Source organism: Bradyrhizobium sp. USDA 4501, from assembly GCF_054062115.1.
This window is the reverse complement of the sequence record NZ_JBSSEX010000001.1, coordinates 5,443,906-5,457,552: the sequence shown is the minus strand read 5'-3', so window position 1 is coordinate 5,457,552 and position 13,647 is coordinate 5,443,906. Positions and strand designations below refer to the sequence as shown.

The window sequence follows — 13,647 nt, the reverse complement described above, 5'->3', positions numbered from 1 at the left end:
CCTAACAGGCAAAAAGCCAATGTCAGTTGCGTCCGGCGTAGAGTTCGGGGACGCGTGCATGGCCGTTTTGGGCCAACCGCCCCGCTTAGTTGGCACTGTTCGGACGGCGATCGGCTGCGGCACGATCGCGGGTGCCCGCGGCATACCGATTCAAATCGTAGCTGGCGATCCCGTTCGCCAGGGTGACGTCATCGAGGTCGGAGCCGGCGGGCGGATCGAAATCCGCCTGGTCGATGGCAGGGTGCTCAATTTGCCGGCCGGCACCCGGCTGGAGTTGGACATCGCGCAGGACCCCGGCGGGGGCTTGCGGCCGGGCCTGTTCGCGAAAACCAGAAGCCTCTTCCGCCTCATCGGCAGCCGGCTCGCAGGGTCTGGCGTCCTGACGGCGGACACACCGGTTGGCACCATCCGCGCCAGCGGCCTCGGCATGCTGTCGCTGGCCGCCCTGACCTTCTCGCTGCTGGAGGACGCCCGGGCCGCGGAGCCGAACGTCACGCTCCTGGACGACGACAACATCAAATACAAGGACCTCCACCACGGCGTGTTCGAACTCGTCACCAAGGAGGCGATCCCCCGTCACATCGTCGTCGAGGATCCCGAAGAGACGATCATCCTGAGCAGAAGAGGCTCCTCCGTCGGCGTGAACCATGCCACGAATTCCCCTTCGCACATGGAGGAATTACGGGAGGCCCAACAGGAGACCCTTGCCTATTTCGAGAAAGGACCGGCATCGAAAGGATCCGGCATGCCTGCTCTCGAAGGCGGACAACTGCTGCTGCCGATCAATTTTATTCAGCAGTCCCCGCTGTCGCCGGTGCAAGATACGCTCGGGCCGCTGCCGGTAGCGACCTTCGCGAAAAATGATCTCTTCAAGCTGCCGCCGGTTCCGCCGAAGTTGAACCTCGGAGCGGGGCCGACTGAAATCGATACGGTGATATTTGACGACTTCAATGCGGCGAGCGGGACCTTTTCCGCGAGCAGCATCAAGGGCGGCGCACTGAAATTCGGCATCAGCGGAGGCGCCACAGGCGATACGGTGCTGGGACAGGCGACATACGACGTGTCGAGCGTCGGTACTTTTGGCACGCTCTATCTCAACAGCGCGACCGGAAGCTACACCTTCGTTCCGAACAATACCGCAATCAACGCGCTGAAGGCCAACACGACCCAGAGCTTCGTGATCACGGTCTCGGACGGCGCGCTTTCGGCAAGCGAGAGCTTCGACATCAGCATCCTGGGCGCCGATGACGCCTCCATCATTTCCGGCACCAAGGCCGGCGCGGTGGTGGGTGCGGTCGGCGTCAGTCATGCCTCGCCCGGCCTGCTCATCGCAAAGGGCACGCTCACCGACACCGATGTCGACGATCCCGCCAATACCTTCACCGCCGTGAACGCGCCGACGACAAGCGCAGGTGGCTACGGCTCATTCACGCTCACAACGGCCGGCGTGTGGACCTATACGCTCGACAACGCCAACAGCTCCGTGCAAGCCCTCCATGTCGGCAACACGCTGACCGACAGCTTCACGGTGACCACGATCGGCGGAACCCCGCAGACGGTGACACTCACCATCCACGGCCCGCTGATCGAGGTTGGGACCGCGCCATCGCTGACGTTGAGCGAGACCCATCTGACAGCGACGACGCTGGACGACAATATCGCCGGCTCGGCACCGGACGCCGCACTGACGACGACATCGGGCGAGTTCTCGGCGGCATTCGTCACCGAACCGGGTCTGACGGTCAGCTACGCACTGACGATCACCGGCGGCAACGGTACGGCGTCAGGGCTGATCGATTCGCATACCGGCCTCGCTGACCTGCTGGTTCTGAACGGCAACACCATCGAAGGCCATGTCGGCACGGCAAGCGGGGCGCTCGCGTTCACCATCACGGTTGACCCGGCCACGGGCCGCGTGACCTTCGTCGAGCACCGCGCGGTCGAACAATCGTCGGGCACCAGCCCTGACAGCGGCGAAGGGATCGCGCTGGGGACCGGCCTCGTCAACCTGATCGCGACGGTCACGGAGAGCGACGGCCAGTACCAGGATCTAAGCATCGATCTCGGCAAGCAGCTGACAATCACGGACGATGGCCCGCGCATCGAGGCGGCGGGCACAGCCCCATCGCTGACGCTGAGTGAGACGCATCTGACGGCAACGGCGCTGGACGACCACATCGCCGGCTCGGCACCGGACGCGGCGCTGACGACGACTTTCGCCGATTTCTCGACCGCGTTCACTTCGGTGCAAGGCGCCGATGGCGCGACCATCCGCTACGCGCTGACGATCACCGGCGGCAACGGCACGGCATCGGGGCTGATCGACTCGCATACCGGCCTCGCTGACCTGCTGGTTCTGAACGGCAACACGATCGAAGGCCGCGTCGGCGCGACCAACGGCACACTGGCATTCACCATCACGCTCGATCCGGCTACGGGACGCGTGACCTTCACCGACTACCGGCCGGTGGAGCAGCCGCTCGGCACCAGCCCGGACAGCGGCGAAGCCGTATCGCTGGCCGCGGGCATCGTGGGCCTGACTGCCACGATCACGGACAAGGACGGCGACTTCCAGAGCGCCGGCCTCGACCTCGGCAGCAGGCTGACCATCAGCGACGATGGCCCCTGCATCCGAGCCAATTGCACCGCTCCGTCGCTGACGCTGAGCGAGACGCACCTGACGGCAACGGCACTGGACGACCATGTCGCGGGCTCGGCACCGGACGCGGCGCTGACGAAAATTTCCGCCGAATTCTCGACGGCGTTCAGCTCGCTCCAGGGCGCCGACGGCGCGACGGCTCACTATGCACTGTCGATCAACGGAGGTGACTGCACCCCATCCGGTCTGATCGATTCGCATACCGGCTGCTCCGACGTGCTAGTTCTGAACGGCAACACCATCGAAGGCCATGTTGGCACAGCAAGTGGCGCGCTGGCATTCACCATCGCGGTTGATCCGGCCACGGGATGCGTCACCTTCACCGAATATCGCGCGGTGACGCATCCGGCCTGCGCCGGCCCTGACAGCGGCGAAGCCGTGTCGCTGACCGCCGGCGTCGTAAGCCTGGTTGCCACCATCACGGACAAGGACGGCGACTTCCAGAGCGCGTGCATCGACCTCGGCAAGCAACTGACGATCACGGACGATCACCCGACCATTTGCAGCTTCCCGGAGACCTTCGTCGCCGCTCAGGATCATCAGACTGCGACAGGTACCTACGATATCAATTTCGGCGCGGATGGCGATGCCGCGATGTTCGTTGCCGTCCACAACGGTCCGGTCGGCTGCTCGGGATATGATCTGGCCACATCATGCCTGGGCAACGGCATCACCGCGGTGCACGTCACCGGACATGGCGATGATTACAACTTCTACTATACGACCCATGAGGTGGGCGGCGGCGTCGAGCTCGACGCGTATCTTACCGATTGCGGCGGTAGGTTGGACGATCCTTATTTCAAGTTGCTGATCAATCCGGATGGAACATTCTGCTTTGATCTCGAGCACGCCGGGCCGTCGAAGGACGTCACCGTCCATGGCTCCGATTTTGATGCCCCGATCTGCGGCACGCCGTCATTGACGGCTCCGGACGGACAACTGGTTATTACCGGGTCGGACTGCGCCGGCCAGCCGCTCGATGTCAAGGCATCGGACTGCGGTATTGCGGTCGGCGACAGTGGACTGCAGATGGACCCGGCCGAGCAGTTGAATCTCGCGTTCACCGAGAAGCAATCGCAGGTCGGCTTCAATCTCACGGAATGGCAGGGCTACGGCACCGCCGGCGTGATCCTCAAGGTTCTTGATGGCAGCGCCGACGTTCACGACTTCTGCATCGATGTTCCCAGGCCGCTCTGCGGCAGCGCCGGCTTCGTGGTGCAGGAGACATCGGATGCTTCGCTGATCGACACCTACACCTTTGATGCCACGACGACGACGTATACGCTTTACGTTGACAGGTCGTTCGATCAAGTCCAGGTCGACTACGATCGGGTGGAAGCCGGGTGTCCCACCTTCGCGATCAACAACATCAGCTATACCGAAAAGACGAGCATCAATGCGGATCTGCTGTTCGATGTGACGGCGGTCGATGCGGACGGCGATTCGGCGACGAGCAGCCTTCAGGTCGATATTCAGTGCCACACGGCGGGGATGGACACCTTCATATTCGCCGCCAGCCAGGACAGCCCCGCGCCGCCGGTCGGCGCCAGCGCTCCCGCACCCGATGTTAGTCCGATGTCAACGAGTAGCCACGAGGACGCGGCGTTGTCTCAGGCAATCTTGCCCTTTGTAGACGGCGGAACGTCGGGAACGACCGAGCAGTCCTTTCATTTCGCGGAGCCTTCGAGCCTTGAACAGCAGGGAGCTTCGTCCCCTCCACAGTTTGATCAAAGCCTCGCATGGTTCGGCCGCCACGACGATTCCGCCGGATTTCAGCTGGCGCAAGGAGTTGCAACTGGTGGAACGCCGGCAATGGGGCCGGCTGTCCCGGAGCACCAAACAGATTTCTTCCCGGACCATACGCCGGACGCCGTCGTGACCCATCCGCTACACGATCTGATCATGTAGCGATCGCTTCTTGTAGCGATCCCTTCGTCTAGCGATCCCTTGGGCGCGTGGCCGGCACTCCGGCCCGCGTCGGACGTTGACGCGGGCCGGCAGCGTTTCTCGTGTCAGTGCCAGCCCTCGCCGGCCTTCAGCGCCGCCGAGAGGCTGCGCACCGGGCGCGTCACCAGCGGGTCGAGGTCGAAGCGCTTTTCAAGCATCTTGAGGATCGACGTGGTGTCGAAGTCCTCGTGCGCGACGCCCGACTTGTTGAAGCGCTTGGCGATCAGGAGCGCCGGAATGCGGGTGCCCGGGCCCCACTGGTCCGCAGCCTTGGCTTCGGCACCATGGCGGTTGAACGGCGGCGGGGGAACGTGATCCCACTGCCCGCCGAACTCGTCATAGGTGATGACGATCAGCGTGTCCTTGCCATCCGGCCCCTCGACGATCGCCTTGACGAGATCGACGAGATGCTGGCTGCCTTCGGACTCGCTGGTGTAGCCCGGATGCTCGTTTTCCTCGCCGATCGGCTTGATGAAGCTGACCTGCTTCAGCCGGCCGGTCTTCGCCGCCTGGATGAACTCCGCCTCGTCCTTCAGGCGATCTTTGCGGGCCTGCGTTCCGGGCGCGTAGTTGGCGAAGTAGTTGAACGCCTGATGGTGGTACTGGAAATCCACGTCCGGGCAGTTCGGGAACACCGCCGTGGAAACATGGTTCGGGTCGGTGCAGGTCGTACCGTTGCCGTTGGTCCAGCCCGAAGCGCCGACGTCGCCGTTGGCGTTCGACCAGCCGCCCGAATACCAGGCCCAATCGACGCGCTTTGCCGACAGCCGATCGCCGATGTTCGGCGTGTGCAGCGGCGGCAGGCGCTTGATGTCGGCGGTGCCCGGGGAATAGGGCTGATAGAACGGCTGCGTGGTGTTGACCGCGTAGTCGCCGCAGGCGAGGCCCGCCGGCAGGCCGGCCTGATTGCACTTCGCCGTCAGCTGCGCATCCTTCACGGTCGAGAGCGGCGTGTAGAGCGGCGTGCTGGTCGGCATGCCGTTGGCATCGACGATCGAGTGGAAGTCGTTGGCGCTGCCGTCATTCAGGGCACCGACGAACTGCGGCGCCGCGGCGGCGACCAGGAACTGGTGGTTGAGGAACGAACCGCCGAAGGCGCCCTGGAAGAAGCTGTCGGCAATGATGTAGTTCGGCGCGCCGTTGCCGTGGAGATAGGTGTAGATGGGCAGCTTCTTGGTGTCGTAATAGCCCATCACCAGACCCGCCGCATCACTGCCGGTCATGTAGCGGTTCTGCCGGCCGCCGTTGAGCTGGTACTGCTCGCTGTAGAAGCGGTGCACGATGTCCGCGGTGCAGCCGCCGGGCGCGCCGGTGCCGTTGAGGAAACCGTGAGCCGCGAAAGCGCCGAGCGGCTTCGGGCAGGTCGTGGCCGAGGTCAGAATGAATTCATTGATCTCGAACGGCTTGTTCTTGAAGGCGCTCAGGATCGCGACCGTGCCCGTATTGTCGGTGCAGCTCGTCGGTTGCGGCGACGGAGAAGTCAGGTTGACGTCGTTCTGCAGCAGACAAGCATAGACGGTCTGGTTGTCCTGCCGAACCTGCAGGGTGTGCGCCTGATCGGCGTAGGATGTGCCGTTGATCCGGTCGCGGCCGACGTCGCCCCAGTGACCGTAGAGGTTATCGAAGCTGTGGTTCTCCTGATAGATGACGACGATGTGCTTGTACTGGTGCACGCCTTCATGGCCACGATCCCGCAGGTCGCGCAGCTCGTCCTTGATCTCGTGCTTGAACTCATCAACGATCTTTTCGACCAAATTCTCTGCGTTTGCTACCGGCGAGATGGCAACGGCGCCAGCAACAACCGCGAGCGCCGGAATGGCTCCCCAAAGCCGCATAGTGCTCTCCTGATTTAGAAAGAAATAGAAATGGAGCTACACGCTATGCAAAACACATTTCGCTGGGATGACTGTTTTTCGACGCGCGCGCAAACGCGCGGAAAGATGCTCGCGCACCAACAGACTTTCATCGTGTCAAACGCAGACTGCGTTGCGCTTCGCTGATCGCGCGTCATCAAACCGCAATCAAAATTCGTCTATCCAGTCAGATGGTCATTGATCCTGCCGACAGGAAACTGTCACCTCCGTGACATCTTCCGACGCACGGCAGCGCATATGCATTTGTGACAGGGGCGTATTCGCGCGATGGCTTGGGACATTCTGGCGTCCGGCTCCGGAAAACATCGTGCGAGAGCCGCCGATCGCGGCGTCAGACCGGCACGGGTCGCGTGGCTGGCGCTCGTCGTTGCCCTGCTCCCGTTGCGCGCGACGGCGTTCCCGCTCGGCGGCGACCAGACCGTGCTGCCGACCGGCACCGAATTTTCCGAGGAAGCGCTGGCGCGGCCGCGCGAACTCTTTCATTCCGAAGCCGTCGGCGGGCGAAAGTCCTATTTGGTCAATCTCGGCGAGCTTGCGTTCAACTCGCCTTCCATCCTGGGCGGCAAGGCGCGTCAGGCCGAGATGAGCTGCGGCACCTGTCACGTCAACGGCGCATCGAACCCGAAACTGTTCGTTCCGGGCGCATCCTCCCGCCCCGGCACCTTCGATACGACCAGCCTTGCCTTCAACGCGAAGACGTTCAACAGCATCCTCGATCCGGTCAGGATTCCGAGCCTGCGCGGCGCCCGCTTCCTCGCCCCCTACGGACATGACGGGCGCATCACCTCGCTGCGCGACTTCGTCTACAATGTCATCGTCAATGAATTTTCCGGTCCGAAGCCGCGCGACGAGGTTCTCGACGGCCTGGTCGCCTATATCAACGATATCGATTTCCTCCCCAATCCGAAGATTGCGCCCGGCGGCAGGCTTGCCGCGCAGGCGAGCCTGGCCGAGCGCCGCGGCGAAGAGCTGTTCTTCAAGCCGTTCCCGAAGCAGGCCGAGCTGAGCTGCGCCGGTTGTCATGTTCCGGGTGGAACCTTCAACGACCAGATGCGCCACGACGTCGGATCCGGTGGACTGGTCAAGACCCCGACTTTGCTGAACGCCAACTTCAACGCCCCGTATTTCCACGATGGCCGCTACGACAGCTATGAACAGGTGGTCGATCATTTCGATCGTGTGTTCGACCTCGAACTGTCGACCCAGGACACCCAGGACCTCGTGGCCTATCTGAATGCGGTCGGCGACGGCGAACGCCCGTTCGACAAGGACGGCGTCATGCTCCGGATGAAAGAGGTGCTCGAGCTCTCGAGCGTCCTCGAGGTCGCGATCCCGGCTGCCGACACCGCGGTGGTGTCGCTGGCCGTGACCGGGGTCGGAGCCGAGCTGCGCGAACTGACCGAGCGCATCCCGGACATCAGGAACACCGCGATCGGTGGCAAGGACGAGCGGCTGGCGGCGCGCGCGATCCTGAAGGACCTCGTTCTCACCCTGCGCCGCATCGATCTCGACGTCGCCGCCGGCCGTATCGACGACGCGATGGCTGAATATCGCAACTTTGCGCAGCTGGCGCACTTCGACGTACCCGTCGCTCTGAAAAAGGCCGAACCCTGGTCGCTGTTCAACAGCAACGTGCATCAGTCGCACTACACCGCGCTCGGCCGGATCCTGCCGGTAACAAGCCAGCAGTCGCACTAACGGACGGCGTGCTCACTCCGAAGCCGGCGGCTCAACCCATACGTCACTCTGCTGGATCCGACGGATCAGCGCTTGCGGGTCGAACTTGCGCAAGCCTGCGGGGATTTCAAACGTCTGCGCCGGCTGCGGCTCGTCGCGGATGTGATCGGCAGCGATCACCGTCCCATCCGCGGTCTTGATCCGTACCGGAAATCTGCGCGCGCGGTCGATCCAGCCGACAAAGCTCAAACCGGACGGCGCGGCGATTCGAAAGACGTCTGTGTCGTGCCCCGCGATGGTTTCCGTTCCATCGCGCTGGCAGTGCCACGTCGCGAGGTCGATCGGCGCGGACAGCTGCGCCATCGCCAGCCATTGCTGGCAGGGATCATCCGGATCGACCGGAATGAACATCCGGGTGAGCGGGCTCGATTGCCGCGCGTCCATGTAAGCCCGTGCCGCCGGACGGACGAAATAGGCCGCGGGCTTGCCCGTATCGATCAGGAAGAACCCGTCGGGCAGCGCGCTTGTCTCGATCCGTGCTTTTCCGCCCGAGACCCGCAAGGCTCCCATGGCGGTTGCCGTGTCGTCCTTGTTCGCGACGAGGTCGGCGGAAAACTGCTGCGCCATGGCCGGGATCGCCGCGCCGGCCAGGATGGCGACGGCAAGCAGGCTAGCCGCGACGCTGCTGCTGATCGCGCACGTCTTCTTATTGCGTTTCATCGCATGTCTCCGGTCGATCAGGTGGCAGGGACACAACATGACGGCGCCGACCGAACCATTGGTTCGATCGGCGCCGCCCTTGGATGCAGTCAAGACCTCGCCGTGGGCGAGAGCTTGATCACTCGGTGTAGGACAACGTGACCGGCTTGCTGAAGTCGAACGCGTCGAACATATCAGACAATGCCGGGCTGTTGGTCGGAACATACTCGTTGTTCTTCGAGTAGGTCGGGTTCGGCAGGTTGTCGCGGCTGCGGTTCGTGAGCGGCTGGAGAGCCCAGTTGCGCTCGATGAACTTCAGCAGCGAAACGTGGTCGGCGTAGTTGTGGTTGACCTTGCCGCCCGTCGAATAGGGCGAAAGGATCAGGGTCGGAATGCGCGGTCCGTCGCCGAAGAAGTCGATGGACTGCTGGTAGCCGGAATCCCAATAGCCGCCGGCCTCGTCCCAGGTGATGAAGACCGCGGTTTCAGCCTTCAGCTCCGGATTGTTGTCCAGCGAGTTGAGCACGTTTAGGACATAGGCCTCGAACAGATCAACCTTCGAGCTCTGCGGATGACCGTCGAGCAGGCCGTCCGGCTTGCCGAACGACACCGCAGGCAGCGTGTTGTTCCGGATCGCCGTGATCAGATCGGCAGTGTCCTTCATGTGAGCCTGACGCACGGCCGGGTTGGCCATGATCGAGGTCGCATACTGGAACGGATTGCAGATCTGGCAGTAGGCAACACCGAGCGCGTGCGCCGGATCGGCGACCGCAGCGGCGCTGAGGTTGGGGTTCGACGGATTGGCGGCAACCGCGGCGTTGGAAAGCGCCACGGCGTCGTTGAACGCGCCACCATAGAACGCCCAGGAGACGTTCTTCTCCATGAGCGCATCGCCGATCGTGCGAACCGACGACGGCGGCACGTTGTTACCGCCCGACAGCGCGCCGTTCGGCAGATAGCCCGGGTTGACGTTGTTGAGCATGTAGTAGTGGTTGGGCTTGCAGTTCGGCTCCGCCGCGTACGGCAGATTGTTGAGGTAGGTGACGATCGGCTTGACGCCGGGCTGGAAGACATCAGAGCAATTGCTCCAATTGCCGTCGACAGTGTAGCGGTTGACCGAACCCGCGACCGGATTCGGATTGGCGATCAGGTTGGCCGGCGGCGTCACCGGATTGCCCTTGCCGTCGCTCCAGAAGGCCGCGTCGCCGGTACCGAGCATGAAGTGGTTCGCGCCGGTGCCGCCGTGGAACGACTGGTGGAAGTTGTCGCTCAGGGTGAAGCGGTCGGCCAGCATCTTCAGGACCGGAGCCTGACCCTGCTGGGCATTGTAGAAGCCCATCGAGTTGGCCATGCTCTTGTTGGACGCCGAATAGGTCGCCATCACGAACGGGAACAGATCGTTCAGGCAGCCCGAATTGTTCTTCTTGGTGGCGTTGGCGGCGCTGCAGTCTTCCTGCTGCCAATCCTGATAGAAGCGATGCGTCGAGTCGCCGGTATAGTCGTCGTCGCTGATCTGCTCACCCTGCAACTGGAACGGTCCGTTCAGACCGCCGGCGCCGGGAATGCGGGTATCCAGCACACCGGTCGGCAGGCCGCTGAAGCCGGTGGTGAGGATATCGAGATCGGCCGGGTCCATGTCCTTCTCGACGCTGGCTTCGGCGATCGTCTTGAACGGGGGCGCGGTGTCGCTCTGCGCGGTCGGCGTGCCGGCCGTGTTCGGCTGCGGCATCGGGTTGGTCGCGTTGTAGGGCGACTTCGCGATGGTCGGTGCGCCGATATAGTACAAGGGCTGGCCCGCGACCGAGGACTGCTGCGCCTGCGCAAAGTTCGGTCCCGGCGTTCCATCCTCGTTGACGATGCCCTTCGACAACAGGTTGGAGATGGTCTGTCCCTTGCCCTTCGGCTTGTAGATGCCGAAGGTGTGATCGAGGCCGCGGTTCTCACCGATCAGGATGATGACGTGCTTGATCGGCGACGCGGTCTTCACGCCGTGATCGCCGTCACCATGATGGCCATGGTTCCCATGATTCGCACGATCGCCCTCTTCGTGCGCCTGGTGATTGTGATGCGGACGCTTGTCCCAATCACTGCGGCCGCCCGGATAGTGAGCAGCATATGCGGCCGTTGCGACGAGCACCGTTGACGCGATGCAGAGCGCGGTGCTGGTTCGCCAGTGCTTTTTGTAATTCAAACTCATTGTCGACCTCAGGGTGTTTGCGGTTAGCAACACACACTGTTTAGTGCGACAATATGACGCATGGTTTTCGCTTACGTGAAAGCGCGCAAGAAATTTCGAAACGTTCAAATATTTTCTAAGGAGACATCTGCCGCCGCGCGGTGCATCTCCACGATTCAATCATGCAACCAATGATCGAAAATTGATCGAGCATCCGCGCCCGCAGCGCAGATCGCAAAATCACTTCAATACAACGCAATCAATGCGAAAGGTGCCTGGAGCGCATCACCTGGCGAAGCGCAGCATAATGTTGGTCATGCACGCCCTGATTGAATAGCGACCACGGCTCGGCGCTGGCCAACAGCGCAGGCACTGCAGCAGCCATCAGATTGCGATAATTCCTGAACTCGGTTGCGGCATCCGCGTTGCGCCCTGCCGCAACCGCCATCTCGATTCGCCGCAGCGTGAGCACGAGCTCCTTGAGGCCGTTGCGCGCAAGTACGCGCTGCTGCTCCCCGCCCGAGACGCTGGTGTTCTTGCGGTCGGGATACTGCTCGGTCAACTCGCGCAGTTCGCGGCCGATCGTATCGACCGCCAGCGCGACGATGTCCTTGTCACCGGACGGAATCGCAGTCGCGAGCACCATCGAGAAATCGTTGATCTCTTTCAACGTTGCACCGGCACCGTCGCGCTCATAGGGCTGAACGCCATCGCCGACCGCCGTGAGATAGGCGACGAGGTCGTCCTTGTCCTGCGCCGAGAGCTCGAGCTGAAAGGTCCGGTCGAAATAATCGACAACCTGGTTGTAATTGTCGAAGCGGCCGTCGTGAAAGTACGGCGCGTTGAAGTCGGCGTTGCGCAGCGTCGGCGTCTTGAACAGGCCGCCCGAACCTACGTCGTGCTGCTGGTGATCGACAAAGCCGGACGATGGAACGTGGCATCCCGCGCAGCTCGATGATGGATCGTGCGGGAACGGCTTTGCGAACAGCACCTCGCCGCGGCGCTCCGCGTCGCTGATCTTGCCGGCCAGCCGTCCGGCGGGACCAAGGCTCGGATTGGGCAGGAAGTCGATGTCGTGAATATACGCCACGATCGCATCGAGCGTTGCCGGCGACGGCTCGGGACCTGCGAACTCGTTGGTGATGACGTTGCGGACGAAGTCGCGCAGCGAGGCGAATCGGCCGTCTGCACCGTAGGGCGCTAGATAACGGGCGCCGCGCAGGCTCGGGATCCGCACTGGATCGAACGCCAGATTGTTGGCCTTCGGATTGAACAGCGGACCGGTGGTGTCGAACGTGCCGGGCCGGCTCGACATCTTCGGCATGAAAAATTTGGCGTTGTTCGCGCCATTGACATGGCAGGTGCCGCAGCTCACGCCGGCCTGCCGCGCCACGTCACCGAGCAGCCCCGGCGAATTGAACGCGAGATCGCCGAGATTCACCAGATAGGACTTGGCACCGGTCCGCTCGGACTGGAACACCTCGCGCGGCTTGTCGAGCGCATCCTCGTTCAGCTCGGTCGCGACAGGCAGCACGGTCTTGTCACCGTCGACCGGAAACGCCACCGCACGCCCGAGCAGTGCCAGGGCGATGACACCGGAGAGCAGCGTGGCCAGACGCAGGTGAAGCGATGTCATCGCGCCTGGGCCTCCAGGGTCGGCCGCTGCAGCCCGAGCTTTGCCGAGGCGCTCTGCAACGCAACCACCAGTTCCTCGCTGGTCTGGCGCAGATCGGCAATGTTGACATGCGGCAGGTCGGGCGTAGCGACGATCGCTTCGAGCTGCTCGATCCGGTTGGTCACCATCTCGTCGAGCTTGCCGTCGACCGTGTTGAGCGCGGCCGAGAAGATCGTGTGGTAGGCGAAGTCGATGCCGGCGATGTTGTTGCGCATGTCGTCCAGCGAGGTGCCGCTGATGCGCGACTCGCCGCCATCGGCCTTGCTCTCTCCGACCTCGTAGGCAAGCCGCACCGTGCCATCCAGAAGGCCCTGCGGCGTCAGCTTGATATCCTTGAGCTTGCCGTGGAGATCGTTCAGATGCTCGACAAGGCCGGTCGCATCCGTTGCAACGTCGGTGCTGGCAGCTCCGAACAGTTTCGCCTCGATGGCGTGGAACCCGCTGTCCGCGTTGGGCCAGGCGTCGATCTGCGCATCGAGCTCAGGCACGAAGCCCGCGGTGAACACCTCCGAGCGCTCCCAGCCGGCGCGCGCCGACAGCCAGGCCTTCTTCGCTCCGGGCAAATCCGCCGCTGCGGCGCGCTCGCGCAGTGCACGCGCGCCTGTCAGCGCACTGGCGACGCCCTCGATCAAATATGGCCGGTAGCGCTCGGCGCCCTCCTCGAGAGCGCCGGCATTCGCGGCGCGCACGCCTGCGAACGCTGCCAGCAAAGCAAGGCACGCCGCCACTTGCATCTTGTGCATAGTCAACCCACTCGTCTGCCACGAAGGGCTCGCGGCATGTAGCGGGGCGAACTATTGTCGGTATCCTATGCGGATTTGTGACAGCGCAGACTTTTTGTCGCATCTTTTCTGCTTCGCGATCGTCGATGACGATCACAATCTCGCAAACTCGTTGGCGCTGCTGCAGACGGATTGAAATTGGACTGTTCAACGCGCGT

7 protein-coding genes are annotated in these 13,647 nt (G+C 63.0%); 2 read left to right on the top strand and 5 right to left on the bottom strand.

Translation table 11 applies throughout. The features are described 5' to 3' along the window. Window positions 1–58: 58 nt before the first annotated feature. Entirely contained in the window at window positions 59–4,567 is a 4,509-nt protein-coding gene (locus ACVWZM_RS24830) for a DUF5801 repeats-in-toxin domain-containing protein (protein ID WP_456855178.1), read from the top strand. Between the two features lie 104 nt (window positions 4,568–4,671). Here ACVWZM_RS24830 and ACVWZM_RS24825 read toward each other — a convergent pair whose 3' ends face one another. Next, the gene (locus tag ACVWZM_RS24825; protein WP_456855177.1) at window positions 4,672–6,441 is read right to left on the bottom strand and encodes an alkaline phosphatase family protein; all 1,770 of its coding nucleotides are present in this window, start codon (window positions 6,439–6,441) and stop codon (window positions 4,672–4,674) included. Between the two features lie 306 nt (window positions 6,442–6,747). On the opposite strand from ACVWZM_RS24825, the gene ACVWZM_RS24820 reads away from it, so the two are divergent. After that, a complete protein-coding gene (locus tag ACVWZM_RS24820) occupies window positions 6,748–8,178 on the top strand; it encodes a cytochrome c peroxidase (protein WP_456855176.1) in 1,431 nt (476 codons plus the stop codon). A gap of 12 nt (window positions 8,179–8,190) precedes the next feature. On the opposite strand, the gene ACVWZM_RS24815 is transcribed toward ACVWZM_RS24820, so the two are convergent. The 4 genes from ACVWZM_RS24815 to ACVWZM_RS24800 form a co-directional block, all read right to left on the bottom strand. Continuing rightward, complete coding sequence (locus tag ACVWZM_RS24815; RefSeq protein WP_456855175.1) at window positions 8,191–8,877, bottom strand: hypothetical protein; 687 nt, start codon at window positions 8,875–8,877, stop codon at window positions 8,191–8,193. Window positions 8,878–8,995: 118 nt separating this feature from the next. Next, entirely contained in the window at window positions 8,996–11,047 is a 2,052-nt protein-coding gene (locus tag ACVWZM_RS24810; RefSeq protein WP_076827494.1) for an alkaline phosphatase family protein, read from the bottom strand. A gap of 244 nt (window positions 11,048–11,291) precedes the next feature. Beyond that, window positions 11,292–12,668: a cytochrome c peroxidase gene (locus tag ACVWZM_RS24805; RefSeq protein WP_456855174.1), complete on the bottom strand. Its 1,377-nt coding sequence runs from the start codon at window positions 12,666–12,668 to the stop codon at window positions 11,292–11,294. Next, window positions 12,665–13,450 (bottom strand): EfeM/EfeO family lipoprotein, encoded by a 786-nt coding sequence (locus ACVWZM_RS24800; protein WP_057017731.1) that lies wholly within the window; start codon window positions 13,448–13,450, stop codon window positions 12,665–12,667. The genes ACVWZM_RS24805 and ACVWZM_RS24800 overlap by 4 nt, the downstream gene beginning before the upstream one ends. Between the last annotated feature and the right edge of the window lie 197 nt (window positions 13,451–13,647).